The sequence below is a fragment of the Arthrobacter sp. SD76 genome (genome assembly GCF_049726125.1).
GTDB lineage: Bacteria > Actinomycetota > Actinomycetes > Actinomycetales > Micrococcaceae > Arthrobacter > Arthrobacter nitrophenolicus.
Genome location: NZ_JBNBLR010000001.1, coordinates 842,077 through 860,939 on the forward strand (window position 1 = coordinate 842,077; position 18,863 = coordinate 860,939).

Annotated in this window: 18 protein-coding genes and 2 pseudogenes; 6 read left to right on the forward strand and 14 right to left on the reverse strand. The window is 68.4% G+C overall.

The features are described 5' to 3' along the window. Window positions 1-34: 34 nt before the first annotated feature. The 5 genes from ACPEE0_RS04155 to ACPEE0_RS04175 form a co-directional block, all read right to left on the reverse strand. Window positions 35-463, reverse strand: a complete 429-nt coding sequence (locus ACPEE0_RS04155) for a hypothetical protein (RefSeq protein ID WP_424574006.1) — start codon at window positions 461-463, stop codon at window positions 35-37. 96 nt (window positions 464-559) lie between these two features. After that, window positions 560-1,324: an SDR family oxidoreductase gene (locus ACPEE0_RS04160; RefSeq protein WP_424574007.1), complete on the reverse strand. Its 765-nt coding sequence runs from the start codon at window positions 1,322-1,324 to the stop codon at window positions 560-562. A 42-nt stretch (window positions 1,325-1,366) separates the two neighbouring features. Continuing rightward, entirely contained in the window at window positions 1,367-1,756 is a 390-nt protein-coding gene (locus ACPEE0_RS04165) for an Hpt domain-containing protein (protein ID WP_424574008.1), read from the reverse strand. 159 nt (window positions 1,757-1,915) lie between these two features. Then, window positions 1,916-2,557, reverse strand: coding sequence for a hypothetical protein (locus ACPEE0_RS04170; protein ID WP_424574009.1), 642 nt, complete (start codon window positions 2,555-2,557; stop codon window positions 1,916-1,918). Between the two features lie 64 nt (window positions 2,558-2,621). After that, entirely contained in the window at window positions 2,622-3,065 is a 444-nt protein-coding gene (locus ACPEE0_RS04175; protein WP_424574010.1) for a hypothetical protein, read from the reverse strand. A gap of 323 nt (window positions 3,066-3,388) precedes the next feature. Between ACPEE0_RS04175 and ACPEE0_RS04180 the strand changes: the two are divergent. Then, window positions 3,389-4,811 (forward strand): annotated as a pseudogene (locus ACPEE0_RS04180) (MFS transporter). A gap of 223 nt (window positions 4,812-5,034) precedes the next feature. Then, window positions 5,035-5,394, forward strand: a complete 360-nt coding sequence (locus tag ACPEE0_RS04185) for a VOC family protein (protein WP_009356360.1) — start codon at window positions 5,035-5,037, stop codon at window positions 5,392-5,394. Between the two features lie 39 nt (window positions 5,395-5,433). Here the strand turns inward: ACPEE0_RS04185 and ACPEE0_RS04190 are convergent, their stop codons facing one another. The 9 genes and pseudogenes from ACPEE0_RS04190 to aztA all read right to left on the reverse strand — a co-directional run bounded on the left by ACPEE0_RS04190 (window position 5,434) and on the right by aztA (window position 15,755). Then, a complete protein-coding gene (locus ACPEE0_RS04190) occupies window positions 5,434-6,840 on the reverse strand; it encodes an acyltransferase family protein (protein ID WP_424575239.1) in 1,407 nt (468 codons plus the stop codon). Window positions 6,841-6,893: 53 nt separating this feature from the next. After that, window positions 6,894-8,009, reverse strand: a complete 1,116-nt coding sequence (locus tag ACPEE0_RS04195) for an AMP-binding protein (protein ID WP_424574011.1) — start codon at window positions 8,007-8,009, stop codon at window positions 6,894-6,896. A 42-nt stretch (window positions 8,010-8,051) separates the two neighbouring features. Further along, entirely contained in the window at window positions 8,052-9,218 is a 1,167-nt protein-coding gene (locus ACPEE0_RS04200) for an ABC transporter ATP-binding protein (RefSeq protein ID WP_424574012.1), read from the reverse strand. Next, the gene (locus tag ACPEE0_RS04205) at window positions 9,215-9,931 is read right to left on the reverse strand and encodes an ABC transporter permease (RefSeq protein ID WP_424575327.1); all 717 of its coding nucleotides are present in this window, start codon (window positions 9,929-9,931) and stop codon (window positions 9,215-9,217) included. The genes ACPEE0_RS04200 and ACPEE0_RS04205 overlap by 4 nt, the downstream gene beginning before the upstream one ends. A 232-nt stretch (window positions 9,932-10,163) precedes the next feature. Then, a pseudogene (locus ACPEE0_RS04210) lies at window positions 10,164-10,907 on the reverse strand (ABC transporter permease); the annotation flags it as partial. Continuing rightward, a complete protein-coding gene (locus tag ACPEE0_RS04215) occupies window positions 10,904-11,926 on the reverse strand; it encodes an extracellular solute-binding protein (protein ID WP_009358948.1) in 1,023 nt (340 codons plus the stop codon). The pseudogene ACPEE0_RS04210 and the gene ACPEE0_RS04215, both read right to left, overlap by 4 nt. Window positions 11,927-12,052: 126 nt before the next feature. Next, window positions 12,053-14,086 (reverse strand): Ig-like domain-containing protein, encoded by a 2,034-nt coding sequence (locus ACPEE0_RS04220; protein WP_424574013.1) that lies wholly within the window; start codon window positions 14,084-14,086, stop codon window positions 12,053-12,055. Beyond that, the gene (locus ACPEE0_RS04225) at window positions 14,053-14,640 is read right to left on the reverse strand and encodes a hypothetical protein (protein WP_424574014.1); all 588 of its coding nucleotides are present in this window, start codon (window positions 14,638-14,640) and stop codon (window positions 14,053-14,055) included. The genes ACPEE0_RS04220 and ACPEE0_RS04225 overlap by 34 nt, the downstream gene beginning before the upstream one ends. Before the next feature lie 467 nt (window positions 14,641-15,107). Further along, window positions 15,108-15,755 (reverse strand): zinc ABC transporter ATP-binding protein AztA, encoded by a 648-nt coding sequence (gene aztA, locus ACPEE0_RS04230; protein ID WP_424574015.1) that lies wholly within the window; start codon window positions 15,753-15,755, stop codon window positions 15,108-15,110. A gap of 57 nt (window positions 15,756-15,812) precedes the next feature. Between aztA and aztB the strand changes: the two genes are divergently transcribed. Genes aztB through ACPEE0_RS04250 form a run of 4 tightly spaced genes read left to right on the forward strand, consistent with a single transcriptional unit; the run spans window position 15,813 to window position 18,838 of the window. Further along, window positions 15,813-16,712, forward strand: coding sequence for a zinc ABC transporter permease AztB (gene aztB, locus ACPEE0_RS04235; protein ID WP_424574016.1), 900 nt, complete (start codon window positions 15,813-15,815; stop codon window positions 16,710-16,712). After that, on the forward strand, window positions 16,693-17,907 hold the full coding sequence (locus ACPEE0_RS04240) for a YncE family protein (protein ID WP_424574017.1): 1,215 nt from the start codon (window positions 16,693-16,695) through the stop codon (window positions 17,905-17,907). The genes aztB and ACPEE0_RS04240 overlap by 20 nt, the downstream gene beginning before the upstream one ends. Next, window positions 17,904-18,140 (forward strand): hypothetical protein, encoded by a 237-nt coding sequence (locus ACPEE0_RS04245; RefSeq protein WP_424574018.1) that lies wholly within the window; start codon window positions 17,904-17,906, stop codon window positions 18,138-18,140. Before ACPEE0_RS04240 ends, ACPEE0_RS04245 begins: the two co-directional genes overlap by 4 nt. Beyond that, complete coding sequence (locus tag ACPEE0_RS04250) at window positions 18,083-18,838, forward strand: metal ABC transporter solute-binding protein, Zn/Mn family (protein ID WP_424574019.1); 756 nt, start codon at window positions 18,083-18,085, stop codon at window positions 18,836-18,838. Before ACPEE0_RS04245 ends, ACPEE0_RS04250 begins: the two co-directional genes overlap by 58 nt. Window positions 18,839-18,863: the final 25 nt, after the last annotated feature.

Consider the following 18,863-nt stretch of genomic DNA (forward strand, 5'->3'; position numbering starts at 1 on the left):
CCAAGTGGCCTCGCTGACCAGCTCCGGCGTGAAATCAAAACCTTCCGGCCCAGGAACACCAGGGTGCAGGAATGCGCGTCCCCACATCAAGCGGCACCGCCAGTGCCGCGCCGTAGCCGGACGCCACCAGCCGCCGTCGGTATGCGTCCCACCGCTGGGAGGAACCGTCCGCCGCCACCTGCACCGGCCCGGCGTCGGCCTGCATCATCGGACCGTCACCGTACCGTTCTTCGGAGGATGCCAGGCACTCCGCCGTGACCGTGCTCCCGGCCGTCACCGGTGGCGTCCCTGCCCGGTGCAGGGTGGCCGCGCAGGCCATGCCGGCCGGACCGCTGAGCGCCGCCGCCGCGGACTCGACCAGCCGCTGCACTGAGTCAAGGTCCGTCTCGGCGCCGGTCACCAGGTCCAACAGCAGGCCGGCGTGTCCCGTCCGTTTGCCTCCGGATACCGGCTGTACGGCCATTCTTCTTCCCCAATCGACGTCAGGTCATGCCCGCCGCAGCAGGCTTTAGTCGAATCTAGGGGGATGCCCCGGGAGGGGGCACGAGTAGCGGGTACTCTACTTTTCCTGCCGGTACTTGCCGCTACTTGCTTCCAGCCACTCCACGAAGGTCTGGCGTCCGACGGCGGCACCCGGCGCCGGGATCAGCGCACCGCTGCGCATGGCCTTTCCCATGGGGCCGGGAAACGGGACCTCCACCACCCTTTTCCGCTGCCCCGTCCTGTCCAGGAAGGCGCGGACCAGGCCGTCGAGCTCCTCCAGCCGCGGGCCGCCCAGGTCCGTGATGCGTCCCTGCGGCCCGTGCTCCGCCGCCGCCACGAGGGCCTCGGCCACCTCGCGGGCGGCCACCGGCTGGGTGAACATTTTGGGCACCAGCACCACAGGACCGGCGGACGCCGTCTTAACCACGAGCGGCACGAACTCGTGGAACTGGGTGGACCGCAGCAGGGTCCACGGCACGCCGCCGTGCCGGACGATGTCCTCCTGGACCAGCTTGCCCGCGTACAGGCCCGAGGTGGCCTTGTCGATGCCTACGATCGAGAGCACTACCTGGTGTTGCACGCCGGCCTTCTTCTCGGCGGCCAGCAGGTTCTGCGACGCGTTGGTGAAAAAGTCCACGGCCTTTTTGGTGGCCGTGCTGTTGATCCCGGACACATCAATTAGCGTGTCCACGCCCCGAAGGGCTTCATCCAGCCCCCGGCCGCTGACCAGGTCCACGCCCTCCGCGCGGCTGAGGCTGGCCACGTCATGGCCTCGCTCCCTGGCGAGCTCCACCACGTGGCGCCCAACGGTACCGGTTCCCCCTGCAACGGCAATCCTCATAGGGAAAATCCTATGCCCGCCCGGTGCCTCCTGCCGTCCATGTCACAACTGCGCACGGAGGGCATACCGGGTCTGTTTGCTGCACTGCATGATTCGGCGCAGATGGGCTGCCGCCAGGTGGGGGAGTTCAACACCGGGATCGGCCCGGGAGGAGTCCTGCCGCAGCTCCCCTTCCAGGTTCAGCGCCAGGCCGGCCAGGCGTTCGGCGCCCACCATCTGGCTGGACGTCTTCAGGCTGAGTACCGCATCCACCGCTCCCCGCAGGTCACCGGTGGTTAGCGTCAGGCGCAGGCGCTCTGTCCTGACAGGCAGTTCCTTGATGTAGTTCTCCACGAAGAACCGCCAGATGCTTTCATCGTCGTCAAGTTCGGCGCGCAGCCGTTCGAGCACGGACGGATCAAGGAGGGGCCGGGGGAGGTTTTCGTCCTGCATTGGCAGTTGTCCCTTCGCCAGGAGCGAGTGGCCCTCCTCCCCGTCACGAAGAAGAACCGCTGACTGCCCCCAGGCCTAGGAAGGACGCTACGGGCCCGCGGTACGCAGGACACGAGTAGTAGGTACTCGAGTTTTCCGGCCGGCCGGGTCCCAATACTCCTATGCAAGCTCCCTTTGGATAGGTACCTGCACGTCCGCCTTAATGGTGGCGGATGATGCGGCGTTCTCTGCCCGCCCGCGCAGGCCGACGAGCATCTTGCGGATCATCCAGAAGTCGCCAACCTCCAACAGTGCGGAGAAGGCAATGGACACGGGTGTCAACCGGGGACGGGAACGGATCCGCGTGAGCAGTCTCGTAGTGCCGTCCGCCTGGGGCTCCAGGCACCAGGCCCAGGAAGTGTCGCCGGGCGTTCCCCACACCATGGAGCGGGGGCGGTCGACCGAGTAGACCTCGATGCCGTGTTTGCCGTCGGGGCTCATTGGCACGATGTCGCCCGGCGCGAGATCCTGCCACTCGGGGAGGATCCGGTCCGCGCTATGGCGTCCAAGGTTGTCCAGCAGGTCATAGCTGTACCAGCCGGCCCGCCCTGCTCCAACCTGGACGAGCCAAGGCCACACCTGTTCAGGCGGCGCGCCGATCGAGATTGCCCGTGTGGCATTGAACGTCGGGGATCGAACCAGGCCATCCCCGGGCAAGTCCCGGGCCACCTCCTCGCGGGTTGCGCCCCAGGTCAGCTGCCAGGGGCGCCAGACCCTTCCGTAGAGAACAGCGGTGGCAAGGCCCAGCAAGCCGATAACCACACGTCGCCTTGCAGTCACCATTCCATCCTTTCAGCGCCCCGATGAAGAATGACGAGGCGGCATTTCACCGAGGTTCAGTGGACCGGGTTTCCGCTGGCGGGCGGCCGCGGGACGGACGGAGGGCATGCAGCACATTCCGTGGGTGGTCTTTCCTCAGCAGCAGTACCAGGCCGGCGGCAAAAACCAGGTTTGGCAGGGTCCAGATTCCCAAAGGCGTGATGGCGACCAGGAAGACGATGGCGGCGATCAGGCCCACTTTTGCCCGTCTGCCCCCACTGAGTATCAGCAGTCCGATTACGGTCTCGCCCGCTGCGGCCACGATCCCCACAACCTGGGGCGCCGGGGCAACAACCATCTGGAAGAACCAGTTATAAAGGGGAATCAGTGGCGAGTCCGTCCCGAGCTTCACGAATTGGTCTGGGGCGGCGAAACTCAACACGACGTTGACGGCTATGGCCATGATGATGAAGAAAACCCCGGTAAAGATCCGGGCTGCGTTGGGCCTCAAAAAGACAAAGCGCCAAAATGGCGATGCAGAATATGAGCCATGGAATGAGCTGTTCCATGCGATCTCGCTCCCAGCTCCCGCACCGGGGAGCGTAACTGGCATGTGGGTCTGGAGCAAGGATCGCCTGCCGCTGACCGACGGGACAGGGTCCAAAGTCCTCCTGGACTCCCAGCAAGTCCGGATGTGTCCATAAATGGGATCTTTGACCCGTGTGCCGCCGGACGCTTCTCACTACACTGGAACGCATGACTGAGCAGGAGCCGGCCGGGGGTCGTGCTGCAGTTACTCCCGGCGGCGGGGCAAACTTTTCGGACGACCCGGCCATGGCCCAGGCGGTGGATGAGGAAGGCGAGGCGGCGCGCCTCGCCGACCCCGGCGCCGTCGACACCTCCGTGCGGACTCCGAAGCAGCGTTACCGTACCTTCCTGGGGATCCTGCGTCAACACCGGGGTCGCCAACATCACCACCAGCTACCTGTGGTTCGCCCTGACGTTCTGGGTGTACCTGGAGACCCGCAACGTGATCGCCACCGGTGTTGTGGGCGGCGCCTACATGCTGCTGATCGCGCTCTCCAGCATCAGCTTCGGCACGTTCGTGGACCGGTACCGCAAGCTGGCCGTGATGCGCTTCGCCGCCGTCTTCACGCTGCTGATGTTCATGCTGTCCGGCGTGATGTTCCTGCTGACACCCGAAGCGCAGCTGCTGGACCTGACGCAGCCGTGGTTCTGGCTCTTCACCATGATCATCCTGGTGGGCGCCGTGGTGGAGAACCTGCGGAACATCGCCCTGTCCACAACCGTCACCATCCTCATCGAACCCGACCGGCGGGCCAACGCGAACGGGCTGGTGGGCATGGTGCAGGGGCTGATGTTCCTTGTTACCTCGGTGCTCTCCGGGCTGTCCGTGGGGCTGCTGGGCATGGGCTGGACCATCGCCGTCGCCATTGTCCTCACCGCCCTGGCCTTCGGGCACCTGCTTACCCTGCACATGCCCGAGGAAGTGCGGGCGGCCGCCACGGACGCCCAGGGCGGCTTCGACCTTCGGGGTGCGCTCGCCGCCGTCCTGGCCATCGGCGGGCTGTTCGCGCTGATCCTGTTCTCCACGTTCAACAACTTCATCGGCGGCGTTTACATGGCCCTGATGGACCCGTACGGCCTGGAAATGTTCCCGGTGGAACTGTGGGGCATCTTCTTGGCAGTGGGATCCAGCGGGTTCCTGGTAGGCGGCGCCCTGATCGGGAAGTTCGGGCTCGGCGCCAACCCGCTGCGGACCCTGCTCCTCGCCGTCGTGGCCATGGGGTTCCTCGGCGCGGTGTTCACGCTGCGCGAGTGGGCCTGGCTCTACGTTGTGGGCATCTGGCTGTACCTGACCCTGGTGCCCGTGGTGGAGGCCGCCGAGCAGACGGTCATCCAGCAGGTGGTGCCGCTGCCCAAGCAGGGCCGGGTGTTCGGCTTTGCCATGGCGTTCGAGTCGGCCGCCGCGCCCGTCACGGCGTTCCTGATCGCGCCGATCGCGCAGTTCTGGATCATCCCGTATGCCAGGTCCACGGAAGGCGCGGCCCAGCTGGCGCCGCTGCTGGGCGAGGGCACGTCCCGGGGCATCGCCCTAGTGTTCCTGGTGGCCGGGATCATCATGGTCATCGCGGCGGTGCTGGCGTTCCTCACCCCGGTCTACCGTCGGGTCTCGGCCGAGTATGCAGAGGCGGCCGCGGAGGCCAAGGCGTCCAGCGAACCCGCCGAGGGCTGAGGCTCCATCTTTCCGGCGAGGGTACGACGCCGAGGCGCCGGCCGCCGTCGTACTCTTTCCTCCGTCGTGGGGCACATTGGCGGCCTGCCGGGGTGTTGGGTGCTCTAAACCCGGCGTGTCCGTGTCAATGTGCCCCGCTTCCGCCGGAGCTTCTCCCGCCGCTGTCCGGCCACCAGGAAAAGGACTAGGGTTCTTGCTCCAGCACGTCAACAGAGGAGGCAGCATGTCCGGTGAACCTGTGTTTTTTGAACTCGGCGTGGAGGACGCCGAACGGGGGAAGCGCTTCTACGGTGAACTCTTTGGCTGGACCCTGAGCCCGGGACCGTCCGGCGCCGGCTTCTCCATCGGAACGGCCGGAATCCCAGGGGGCATCCATGGCGGTGACCGGGGCGCCTCGCCCTACCTGTTCTTCAGGGTGGACAACCTGGAGGAGGCGCTGGCACGGGTGCGGGACCTTGGCGGCTCCGTAGACGAGACGGACCTGGGCGAGAGCGAGAGCACCGTCGCCGAGTACGGCAGGTTCAAGCTCTGCCGGGACGATCAGGGGTCGGCCTTTGGCCTGCACGAACCGCCGGCAAAGTGAGAGCGGGATGGCGCGGAACCCGCAAGATGTGAGCGGGCGTCAGGGGCCGGTCCGGGCGAGGGCTGGTCTGGCCCGCTTCCGCCGGGTCTTCACCGCGGTCCAGGCCCCGGGGGCCCACCGGCACAGCGCCCAGTAGCCCACCCCGAACACCAGGGACCCCGCCACCGCCAGTACTTGGCTGACCGGAAGCAGCACCGGGTAGACCAGCCAGTGGGTGAGGTAGATATAGAGCGACGCCGCGGCCAGCCACCCGGTTACCCGGCGGAGCAGGGCCGGCACCGGCAGCGCCGGCACCCACGCAAGCAGCAGGATCCCTGCGGCGACGGTGACCTCCCGCACCGTGCTGTTGAAAAACCCGGGCAGGGCCAGCACGGTGATCAGGGAAACCGTCAGCCGGTGGAGGTTGGTGCGGGCGCGTGCCAACGCCCAGCCCAGCGCGAAGATCCAGAACACGGGCGGGGGCTTGGGCAGGCCGGGATCCACCAGGTCGTACCGGCTCAGCAGCGCAACGCCAACCAGGCCCAGCGCGAAGAGGAACGGCGCCCGGCGCTCCCACCTGTCCACCCAGGGGCTGGCCATGAGAGCGCCCACCGCCAGCAGGATGTACACCAGCAGTTCCACGAACCAGAAGTGCCACTGGGTGGTCACCTGCTCCGGGCCCACTATGGCGTTGAGCAGGAAGATGTTCGCCACGGTGTAGTGGTCCGTCAGCAGGTACGCCACGGCGATGAACAGCACGGACGGCACCACAATCCGGGCCAGCCCGCGGAACTGGCGCCGCAGCCGCGGAACGCGCTCCTCGGCCAGCTGGAACCGGGCGAAGTTGTACCCGGCCACAGCGAACAGCAGGTGCGCGGTCTGGAAGGTGAACAGCTCCACATGCGTGGCCACCACGCACACGATCGCCGCCGCGCGCACCACCAGGGAGGTCTCCAGGAACGAGAAGAAGCGCTTCTTCCGGGCCGGGCGCCGGCGTTCCAGCTCCTTGACGGGCAGCAGGTGCCAGTCGGAGGGCAGCTTCCCCAGCACGCCTTCCAGCCGGACGGAGACCGCCACGTAGGAGAGCGAATCGCCGTCGAGGGAGACGAACGTGTCGTCATCCGCCACGCTGTCGCACTCCAGGGCGTCCATGAAAATCTGCCGGATGCCAGCGTGGCCCCCGGGCGCAGCTCCGGGAACAGCCGCCCCGGGAACAGCCGCGGCGGCGCCGGAGTCGCTGTCCGGGACAGGGGTAGCCTCCGGGGCGGCCAGGGAGCGGACCGCCGGGTAGTCGATCTTGCCGGTTGCCAGGCGCGGGAGCTGCTCTACGGCGTGGACCACGACGGCGGCGCGCGGCAGCCCCAGGCTGCCGGCCAGGACTTTGGCGAGCATGCCGCCGTCGTGCCCGCCTTCGACGGCGGCGACGAGCAGGTCATCGGTGCCGGCCGCGGCCGCGGTGATGCCCATGCCCGCGAGGATCCGCTCCACCTGCCCCAGGTCCACGCGCAGGCCCACGATCTTCACGAACCGGCTGCGCCGGCCCACCACCTGGTAGAGGCCGTTCTCCTGCTGGCGGGCCAGGTCGCCGGTCCGCAGCTCATGGATCTCCCTGCCCAAAGCCAGGTCCGCAGGGGACTCGGCGTACCCGAGCATGACGTTGGGGCCGGTGTACACCAGTTCCCCGTCCGCCAGGTCCTCCACGGGTCGATTCGGAACGTGCCGCCCGGCACCGGGACGCCGATGGTTTCCGCATGGTCCGCTGCCAGGTCCGGTGGCAGGTACGCCATCCGGGCGGTGGCCTCGGTGGCACCGTACATGACGAACAGGTCCCAGCCGCGGCGCTGCCCGGTCTCGGCCCAGGTCCGGACCTTCTCGGGCGCCAGCCGGCCGCCGGCCTGGGTAACGTACCGCAGCCGCGGCAGGTCCTTGTCCGCGAACCTCACCCGCTCCAGCAGGTCGAAGGTGTAGGGGACCGCCGCGAAGGAGGTGGCGCCCTGGTCCCGGAAGAGGTCCCAGAAACAGGGATCCACCACGGAAAGGTCTGTGAGGACCAGCCCGGCCCCGCGGACAAGGTGGCTGTTGACCACGGACAGGCCGTAGCAGTAGTGCAGGGGGAGCGTGGTGGCGGCACGGTCGTCCGGGCCGATGTGCAGGTACTCGGCGATCGCCTCCGCGTTCGCCGACAGGTTGGTGTGCGAGAGCCGGACGAGTTTCGGCGAGCCCGTCGACCCCGAGGTGCTGAGCAGCAGCGCCAGATCCGGGTGCAGGTCATGCCGGGTGCCTGGCCGCCGCTCCTGCAGCATGGGGGTGCCGTCGCCGCCGCCGGGCCACAGCAGCGCGTCGGGGTCATAGGCGCTGACCAGGGAGGCCAGGGCCTCGGGTTTGTCCGCCGGGGCGAGCAGGAGCGGATGTCCGCCGGAGAGCGCGGCAAGGTAGCCCACCAGTGAGTCCAGGCTGTTGCCGGCTGCCAGCACCACCAGCCGGCGCTCGGTTCCCAGCCTGGCGGCAGTCCGGTCCACCAGGGCCGCGAGCTCGCGGTACGTGACGGTGCCGTCAGCGGTGAGGACCGCCGGGCGGTCGCCGTGCCGGGCGAGGTCGGTGAACGCGACCCGGGCGAGTTCGGGCTGCGTGGTCATCGCGCAGCCCGGCTGGGGTGAAGGGACATGGAAAGGGCCTAACTAAGCTGCAGGCTCGGAGGAGCGCTGCTTGAGGGAACTGCCGGGAGGCGGGGAGGTGATGGCTTTGTCACCGAGCAGCAGCGTGGGCGTGGTGCCCGGTGCCACCGTCACGGCGACGGGTGTACCCACGGGATGGCGGACGCTGTGCGGCTGCCAGGACCGCAGGGTCCGCCCGGAGGCCAGCGTGACGTAGTGCAGCACGAACGCGCCGTGGTATTCGACGGCGGACACCCGGGCGGAGGACGCCGGGTCCGGGAGCAGCGCCACCTCGTGCGGCCGCAGCACCACGTCAACGTCGACGTCGGCGTCGGCCCACCCGGGAACGGTTGAGACGACGCCGATCTCGCAGGTCAGCAGGGCCCGGTGCACCTTGGCCGGGAGGAAGTCGGCGTCGCCCATGAACGAGGCGACGAAGCGGGTGGCCGGCTGCTCGAAGACTTTCTCCGGCGTGTCCGCCTGCTCGATGACGCCGCCGCGCATGACCACCACCCGGGTCCCCACGGACAGGGCCTCGGTCTGGTCGTGGGTCACCAGGACGCCGGTGGTGCCGGCCTCCTTCAGCGTTGCCACGGTGTCCCGCCGCACCTGCGCGCGGAGGGATTCGTCCAGGCTGGAGAAGGGTTCGTCGAGGAGTACGACGGCGGGCCGCGGGGCCAGGGCGCGGGCCAGCGCCACACGCTGCTGCTCGCCGCCGGAAAGTTCGTGCGGGTAGCGGTCCGCCAGATGGGAGAGCCGGACCAGGTCAAGTACTTCACCCGTCCGGGCCCGGCGCTCGCCACGGCCCAGCCGGTCCAGGCCGAACTCGACGTTCCCGGCCACCGTCATGTGCGGGAACAGGGCGTAGTCCTGGAACACCAGGCCCACCCGGCGCTGCTCCGGGTAGACAAACCGGCGTCGGTCCGCCACCACGTCACCGGCAACCCGGATGATGCCCGCGTTGGGGCGCTCGAGTCCGGCGGCGAGGCGGAGCGTGGTGGACTTGCCGCAGCCGGACGGGCCGATCAGGGTCACCAGTTCGCCGGCCGGGATTGCCAGGTCCAGGGATTCCACGCCCACGGCCGAGCCGTAGTGCTTGGTGACGCCTTCAAACACCAGGGCGGCGGGAGCACCGCCGTCGTGCTGCGGACGCGGTGCCCGGTGCGCCCTGATACTCGCACGGATGGTCATGGACGGGCCTTTCGGTCGGTCTCAGCCCGGCGGGCCTGCCTGACTAGGACGAGGACGGGGAGGACGGCGGCCGCGACAATGACCAGCGCGGGCAGCGAGGCCTTCTCCCAGAAGTTTTCCCGCGCCAGCTCGTAGACCCAGACGGAGGCCGTAGTGAAGCCGAAGGGACGCAGGAGCAGCACGATGGGAAGTTCTTTGACGGCGTCGATCGCCACCAGCATCAGGGCCACGGCGATTCCTGACCGGGCCAGCGGGACGTGCACGCGCGCAAGGATGCGGCGGGGGCCGGCGCCGAGGCTGAGCGCGGAGGCGGTGATGGTTGCCGGGATCTTCGTGAAGCTGGCGTCCACGGCCTGGTAGGCGGGGGCGAGGAAACGGATCACGTAGGCGTAGAGGATTCCGAGGACCGAGCCGGTGACGAGCAGGCCGGTGCCGCCGGGAACACCGGCGCTCTCCAGGGCCGTGTCCAGCGTGGCGAAGGAGATCAGCACGCCAATGCCGACCACGGCACCGGGGACGGCGTACCCGAACGTGGTTACCTGTGCCGCGGCGGAGGCGAAGCGTCCGCCGTTCAGGCGCACCCCGTGTCCCACGGTCATGGCCAGGAGAACGCAGGCTGCGGCTGTGACCGCGGCGACCAGGAGCGTGTTGATGATGTATTCGCCAAAACGGGGATCGGCCAGGAAGCCCGGGTTTTTGGCCGCTCCGCCCACGGCCCAGGCGCAGGAGCTGGATGACGGGGATCAGGAAACCGGTGCTGACTGCCACCGTGCAGACGGCAGTGGCTGCCCAGCCGCGTCCGCCCTGGAGCCGCTTGGGCTGCAGGCCCTGCCCGCGGCCGCCCTGCCGGTGGTAGCGCGCCCGGCCGCGCAGCGCCCGCTCGGCCGCCAGGACCGCGACGGCGAACAGCAGGACCAGGACCGCCAGCTGCGTGGCGGCATGGAAGTTGAAGGTGCCCTTCCAGACCAGGTAGACGCCCACGGAGACGGTCTGGACGTTGAAGTACTGCACTGTGGCGAAGTCCGTCAGCGTCTCCATCATCACCAGGGACATGCCGGCGGCCAGCGACGGCCGGGCCAGCGGGAGCAGGACCTTGCGCAGGGTCCGGCCCTGTCCGGCGCCGAGGGTGCGGGCCGCATCATAGGTGCCGGGGGAGTGCTCGAGGAGCGCCGTGCGGGCCAGCAGGTAGACGTAGGGGTAGAGGGACAGGGACATCACCAGCACCGCGCCCGGAAGGGAGCGGACTTCGGGCGCCCAGATGTCCGCGCCCAGGAAACCGCGCAGGGCCGACTGCACCGGCCCGGACACGTCGAAGACGGAGAGGAACACGAAGCCCAGGATGTAGGCGGGCACGGCCAGCGGCAGGACCAGCAGCCAGACGAAGACATTCCGCAGCGGGAAACGGTAGGCGGTCACCAGCCAGGCCAGGCCGCCGCCCACCAGCAGCGATCCCGCTGCCACGCCGCCCATCAGGAGCAGGGTGGTGGCCACCATGCCGGCAAGCCCGCGCGGCGGCGCCGTGCTGCCCAGGCTGCCCAGGCCGTCGAAGACCACCGCCAGGACGGGCGTGGCCACGACGGCGGCCACAACGGCAACCAGGGCGGACCACGCCGGGCGTCCGGCACCGGCCGTCCGGCCGGGACGGCGCTTCGGCGTCCCCGCCTGCGCGAGGACCGCCGTTTCGGTCATTTGTATCCGGCCTCGGCGAGCAGGTCGACGGCCTCGGCGTTGAGGTCGCCATAGGCTTCGGCATTCAGCGGCATCCGTTTGAACTCGCCGAATCCTGCAATGACCGGTTCGGGCTTGGCCGCCGGGTTGACCGGGAACTCGTGGTTGGCGTCCACGAACGCGTTCTGTCCCTTGGTGGCGAGCCATTCGATGAGCCGCTGCGCGTCCCCGGCGTTGTCCGAGCCGGCGACGAGTCCGGCGCCGGAGATGTTCACGTGGGTGCCTGCGCCCTGCTGGCTGGCCCAGTAGAGGTCCACCTTGAAGTCCGGCTTCTCCTCCAGCGTGCGGGCCAGGTAGTAGTGGTTGTTGATGCCCACGTCGCAGGTGCCGGCGTCGATGGCTTCCAGCAGCAGGACGTCGTTGCTCATGATCTGCACCTCGTTGGCCACCCAGCCCTTGGCGATCTCCAGGGCCTTTTCGCGGCCGTGCAGGTCGATCAGGCTGGCCACCAGCGACTGGGTGTAGGAAGAGGTGGCGTCGCGCATGCACAGCCGCCCCTTCCACTTGGGGTCGGCCAGTCCGGCGTAGGTGTCCACAGCGTCAAACTCGGCGGGATCCACGTTGCCGGGGTTGTACGTGACGGTGCGGGCGCGCATGGCCAGGCCGAACCACCGGCCCTGCGGATCGCGCAGGTCCTCGGGGACGGCCTCATTGAGCGCGGCGGAGTCGACGGCGGCGAGTTCGTCCTGGCGGGCGGCGTTCCACAGGTTGCCCGCGTCCACGGTCATGAATACGTCCGCCGGGCTGTCCTCGCCCTCGGCCTTGAGGCGTTCCAGGAGCTCTGCGTCGTCGCCGGTGATGAACTCCACGGAAATGCCGGTCTCGTCGGTGAACTCACCGAACGCGCCCTCAAGGTCGTAGTGGCGGGCGGAGTAAATTTGGAGATCGGCCGGCTGCCCTCCGATGATGCCGCAGCCCGTCAGGGCGGCCGCGACGGCGGCAAGGCTTGCGGTGGCTGCGATCAGGCGTCGAATGGGCACGGAGGGGAGCTCTACTTTCAGGGGGGCGGGTTTCCCGCAAGATAATTTAGCAAGGTAAGGCTATCTTAATTCAGCGTGCCACCTTGAAATTATTAACTTGCGGGACCCCTCCGTGCCCCCGGCGGGTTACCGCCAGGTGATGTAGTAACCGTTCGGGCCGACGTGAATGACGCCTCCCTGGTAGTCCTGGGCAACGCTTCCGTCATTGCCTGTGGCGTACTCACCGCTTGTGGGGTAACCGAGGCGGCCTGACTCGTACCCTGTGGACGCCCAGATGGTGCGGATGGCCCCTACGGAGATCTGGGCCCCGGTCGCAGCAGACCAGATGATGGCGCCGCCCTGGTAGTTCTGGAAGACACCGCCGTTCTTGAGCCCACCAATATCGTCGGTGACCGGGTAGCCGAGCCTGCCGTTTTCGAAGCCCGTGGCCGCCCACCGGTCGCGGATTGCTCCGATAGAGATGTGGGCACCGGTTGCCGGCGAGTAGATGATGGCGCCCCGTTCGTAGTTCTGGAAGACCCCGCCGTCCTTGAGGCCGCCAATTTCGTCGGTGACCGGGTAGCCGAGCCTGCCGTTTTCGAACCCTGTGGACGCCCACTTCTCGCGGATTGCCCCGATGGAAATGTGGGCCCCTGTTGCCGGCGAGTAGATGATGGCGCCGCGCTGGTAGTTCTGGAAGGCCCCGCCGTCCCTGAGGCCGCCCACGACGTCGCTGACCGGGTAGCCCAGCGCGCCGTTTTCGAATCCTGTGGACGCCCACTTCTCACGGATTGGCCCCATGGAGATGTTGGCACCGGTTGCCGGCGAGAAAATGATCGCGCCGCCCTGGTAGTTCTGGAAGACTCCACCGTCCTTGAGGCCGCCGATTTCGTCGGTGACCGGGTAGCCGAGCGGGCCGTTTTCGAATCCTGCAGACGCCCACTTCGCGCGGATCGCGCCCAAGGTGACGTGGGCCCCTGATGCCGGCGAGTACATGATGCAGCCGCGTTCAAAACACTGGTACCCGCCGTTGTCCTTGAGGCCGTACACCTCTGGGGTGGTGGCTGCTCCAAGGGCGCCGTTCAGTGACTCCGCCTTGGCTGCGATGGGGGACTGCACGGGCTGGGCTGCTGCCGTGGTGAAGGTCCACGTCCTGTCAGCTGCCAGCGCGTTGCCGGCGGCGTCCTTCACCCCGCTGGTGCCACCCTTGATCGTCGCCGTATACACCGTTCCCGCCGCCAGATCCGCACCCGGGTCCAAGGTCGCGGACCTGGCCGTGCTGTTGTACGTCACGGTGGCAGGCACCGGCGTCGTGCCCGCGGCCAAGGTGAACGTGCCCGACGTAATCGTCGCCGTGTCCATGGCCTCCGAGAACGTCCCCGTCACGTTCGCCGTCACCGCCACTCCGGTGGCACCGGCAACGGGAGCCGTCGCCGTCACGGTCGGGGGCGCGGTGTCGGTGGTGCCGCCGCCGCCCCCGGTGGGGTCATAGTAGTGCCAGTACTGGCTTGTGGCATTGCCATCGGCGAGCACCAGCAGGCCGCTGTTGGCCGTGCCCCAGGCCGCACTGTTGACGTTCTGCTTGGTTGACGTCACGTTGTGCACATACTGGTCTGCATCCACGATGCGGGCCGTCTTCTCAGTAGTGAAGCTGATGGTGTCCAGCGGCGTGGACTTCTCGTAGATCGCGCCGCCCGTGGTGGAGCACACCCCGGCGTTCAGGGTGCCGGCGGGCTTCGGGTAGGTGGCGAAGGTGCGGATCTTCTGTGCGTATTCATCGATCAGCACGATCACCCGGTTGGGACATTCGGATACCGTCGCTATGGTGTGCGCGCTCCACGTCGTGCCGGTCAACGACAGCAGCTGGATCAACGGCTGGGACGCGGACGTGTTGGACGTCTTGATGGCTGCAAACACTTTTCCGCCCGCGGAGGCATCCAGCCATTTCAGGTAGATGTGGTCGTCACCGCTGCGCAGCCCGGAAACGGCTGCGACCGGATCCGTCCAGGCTGAATTTGCCGCTCCATCCACGTGGTAGCTCCAGTAGACGCCGTCGGTGGCGTCCCCCACCTGGCGGCTCCACATGAGGCCCATCTTGTTTCCGTCGAACGCGATCAGGGCTGACGTGTCGTCCACGGAGACGTTGCTTAGCGCCGCCGGGTGCGCGAAGGGGGTCCCCATGTGGCGCCGTCTGTGCCCGTGACGTTGAGGTAGATCCGGTTTCCCTCCTGCCAGGTGGCCCATACCCGTCCGGTCGAATCCTTGTCGATGGTCAGGAGTTCAACTTTGGAGTTGTTGATTTGGGTGGAGCCCAGCAGCGTGTACTGATCTGCGCCCGGGTCGTAGCTGTAGCGGCGCATGTTCGTGGGAAAGCCCGGCTCGGCCGGCAGCCCGTCGTTGACGAACCGGTAGCTGGCCACGTACAGGGTTGTCCCGTCCCACAGCACGTCATGGTGCGTATTTGCCCGCGTTTCTGTCATCACTCCGGTACTGGCCCACGAGTTCGTCGCCGGGTTGAACCGGAAGATCTCGAAGTCCGACGTGGCAGTGTTCCACAGGTTCCCCCACCAGGTGCCGTCGTTGAACCACAAGGAACTGCTGGCCCGTTTGGTACCGGTGGGCGTTCCTGTTCCCGCATGGGAGGGGCCTTCAACCCCCACATCCCCCGGTTCAGCGGTCGCCGGCAGGGGTGCCATCAGGACGCTGCCCAAGACAACCAGGAGCGCTGCCAGCAATGCGTTGAACCGCAGATCCGGTACCCGGCGCCGGCGATGACCAGCCAAACGATGGGCTCCCGGCCTCACCTGTCGCCAGGGAGTCCTGGAGCCACTGCCGCGCATGTTCTGACGAAAAAATTGAAAGTCCATCAATTTTGCTCCCGGGCCTACTACTGACACCGCCGATTTCCAATTCGTACAGTGTCATTGCACAAGGCGGCCGAAACAATCCCGGGCTCCCCCTAATCGATGCCCCTAAACCGCCCTGAACAGGTAAAACACGGGTGGGCGGTTCAGAAGACTCGCAAAACCTTGCGCCCACCTTGACCGTTTCTTGAGGAGCGGGGGCGACAGTATTTTCACGCCGTGCAGCAGGATGCGGCACTGCCCGGCCAGCCGGGCTGGGGGGACAGTCAACGGGAAAGCATCCCGAGGTCTCGAAACGTCCGCCGGTGCCTCCCCCGGGGCGCCGGCGGATGTTTTCGTTAATGCCGTTGGTCCGCCTGCGAGGCTGCGGTGACCCGGCCGCCGTCGAGCATCACCACCCGGTCCGCCCGGCTGATGTCCCCGGCGTCATGGCTCGATTCCAGCACGGTCACCCCGCGCCGCAGCTCATCCTGCACGGCCGCGCGGATCAGCCCGTGCGCCCTGCTGTCCAGGCCGGCGGTCGGCTCGTCCAGGATGAGGATGCCGGACTCCTGCGCCAGCCCCTGCGCAATGAGGGTCCGCTGCCGCTGCCCGCCGGAGAGCTCCTGCAGCTGCCGGCCTGCCAGGTCCGCGATCTCCATCCGTTCCATGGCCTCGGAAACCTTCAGCCGGTCCGTCCGCCGCAGGGGAAGCAGTCCGCGCCGGTGCGGCCACCGCCCCATCTCCACGGCCTGGCGGACGGTGCACGGCATGGTCTCCGGCGTCCGGGTGTGCTGGATGACGAAGGCCGGGCGGGCGGCGGCCTGCACCGTGCCCCGCGCAGGCTTGAGGACCCCCGCCGCCAGGGCCAGCAGGGTGGACTTCCCGGACCCGTTCCGGCCGGTCAGAACCGTGTGCGTCCCCGGTGCGAGGGCCAGTGACACGTCCTCCAGCACCTGCCTGTCGGGGTACGCAAACCCCACCCCGGTGAGCGTCAGCGTCTGCACGGCGCCGCCTTTCCTTGTTGCGAATGAGTCTCATTTAATACTGTACGATGAACCGCGATGGAATGGTTACTTGATCCCCTGAATGCCTCATTCGTGCAGCGCGCCCTGCTGGGCGGGGCCCTGGTGGCGGTGGTGTGCGCCGTCGTCGGAACCTGGGTGGTGGTGCGCGGCATGGCGTTCCTGGGCGATGCAATGTCCCATGGACTGCTGCCCGGCATCGCCATCGCGGCGCTGGTGGGTGGAAACCTGATGGTGGGCGCAGCCCTGAGCGCGGCGGCGACGGCGGCCGGCGTCTCCGCGATCACCCGGAACCGGCGCGTCTCGCAGGACACCGCCATCGGGCTGCTGTTCGTCATCATGCTCTCCGCCGGGGTGATCATCGTGTCCGCCTCCGGCTCGTTCGCCGTGGACCTTACCGGGACTTTGTTCGGCGACGTCCTGGCCGTCGAGACAGGCGACATCATGGTGCTCGCCGCCGTCGGACTCGTGGTCCTGGCCCTCGCGGCCGTGTTCCACCGGGCCTTCCTGGCGGCGGCGTTCAACCCGCAGAAGGCTGCCAGCCTGGGGCTCCGTCCCCGGCTGACCCACTTCGTGCTGCTCTGCCTTGTCACCCTGGCCGTCGCGTCGTCCTTCCAGGTGGTGGGAACGCTCCTGGTGTTCGGGCTGCTCATCGCCCCGCCCGCCGCCGCGCTGGTCTGGGCAACGTCCATCAGGACCGTCATGATCCTCGGCTCCCTCATTGGCGCCGCCAGCGTGGCGGCCGGCCTCTGGATCTCCTGGTACGCATCCACAGCCGCCGGCGCAACCATCGCCCTGGTGGCCGCCCTGTCCTACTTCATCTCCGCCCTGGCCCGCGGCGCAGTCCGCCGCAAGCCCGGCACCGGGCCCGCCCCCGCCGTCGAACCCGTCCCCTCGCTAGAAATGGAACCGCTTCCCCGTGCCCCGCACCACGCCTAGACTGTCCGCCCTCCTGCTTGGCTTTCCGCTGCTCCTGTCCGCCTGCGCCGCACCCGCCGCCGAACCGCAGCGGGACGAAACCGCCACGCCGCACGGCTACGTCGCCGGAGCCCAGGAGAACCCAGAGCCGCAGACCGGCCTGCTCACCTTCAACACGGAGACAGGGGAGGGGCAGCTGCTCTCCCTCCTCACCGGTGACACGTCCGACGCCGGCACCTCCGGCCCCATTGGCGCCGCCTACCAGGACGGCCGCTACGCCCTGCTCACCACGGCGGGCGGCGTCCAGGTGTTCGACACCGGTGCCTGGACCGTGGACCACGGCGAGCACAAGCACTACTACAGCGCCGAACCCGGCCTGGTGGGGACTGCGGCGGTGCCGGCCGCCGGCGCTGTGGCCGGGGACGGGAAGGCCATCGCCGTCTTCTCCACATCCGGCGGCTACGCGTCCGTGTTCAGGCACAAGGACCTCGACGCCGGCAACGTGCAGGAGTCCGTGAGGATCACCAGCACCCCGCATGGGGGACTCGTGGTGCCGTACGAGGGGCACTTCCTGGCATCCGTCGCTTCCGCCGCCGTGCCTGCCGCGGCCGGCGGGGTGGAGGTCCGCGACGCGGAGGACCACACCGTCCTGGCCGCGCAGGACTGCCCCGGCCTGTCCGGCCACGCCACCACCCGCGTGGGTGTGGTGTTCGCCTGCACCGACGGCGCCCTGCTGGTCACCGGGGACGACGGTGCCTTCGCCGCCGAAAAGATCCCCTACCCCGACGGCGGCGCGGGCCATCCGCCGGCAGCGGGACTCGCGCACCGTCCCGGCTCGAACGAACTTGCCGGGGCGGCGGGGGAGGACGGCGCCTGGCATCTGGACGTGTCCAAGCGGACCTGGACCCACGTTCCCACCCCGGTCCCCGTGGTTGCGGCGTCGGCCGTGGGCGACGGGAAGCGGGTGCTGGCCGCCGGCGCCGACGGGTCGCTCCTCGCGCTGAACCCCGCCACTGGAGAAGTGGGAGCCCAGGTTCCGCTGCTCGGGGCGCCTGCCGGGGACGCGGTTCCGCAGCTGCGGATCGACGCCTCGCGCGCCTACGTCAGCGACCCCGCCCGCCGCGTTGTCCATGAGATTGATTACGCGGACGGGCTCCGGGTTGCGCGGACCTTCGAGGTGCCCGCCGCGGACCTGATGCTGGAGACCGGGCTGTGAGGCGCGGCGTCCCGGCACGGCTGGCGCGGCTGGCCGGCGCACTGGTGGTGCTGGGCCTGGCGCTCAGCGGATGCTCCGCCGTCGCCGCCGAACGGCCCACCGTGGTGGTCACCACCAACATCTTGGGCGACGTCACCCGGAACCTGGTGGGGACCAGGCCGAGGTGGTGGTGCTCATGGAATCCAACGCCGACCCGCACTCCTTCGGCATCTCGGCCAGGCAGGCCGCGGTGATCGAGAACGCGGACCTGATCGTCCACAACGGCGGCGGGCTGGAGGAAGGAATCCTCAACCACGTGGAGGCAGCCGCCGCGGAAGGTGTGCCGACGGTGGCGGCGATGGACGCCGTCGAACCCCTGGCGTTCACCCACGGCGACGACGACGGCGGCGGGGACGCGCAGGACCCGCACTTCTGGACCGATCCCGCCCGGGTGGCGGAGGCCGCCGAGGCGATCGCCGGGAGCGTGCTGGAACATGTCGACGGCGTGGACCCGGACGCCATGCGGGCCCAGACAGGCTCCTATGTGCAGCAGCTCGGCGAGCTTGAGGCGTCCATGGAGGCCAGCTTCGCCGCAATCGAGCCTGCCAGGCGGAAGCTCATCACCAACCACCACGTGTTCGGCTACCTGGCTGCGCGCTTCGGGTTTGAAGTGATCGGCGCGGTCATCCCCAGCGGCACCACGCTCGCCTCGCCCAGCTCCGCGGACCTCAACGACCTCACCTCCAAAATACGCTCAGCCGGGGTGGTGGCCATCTTCGCCGACTCCTCCCAGCCCGAGCGGCTGGCCCAGGTGCTCGCCGCCGAAGCGGGCCAGGACATCGCCGTGGTCCCGCTGTTCACCGAATCGCTGGGGGCTGAAGGGTCCGCCGGCGCCACCTACCTGGACATGATGCGCGCCAACACCGAAAGCATCACCCAAGCATTGTCGTAAGTTCCACCCGCACCCCTGACAAGAA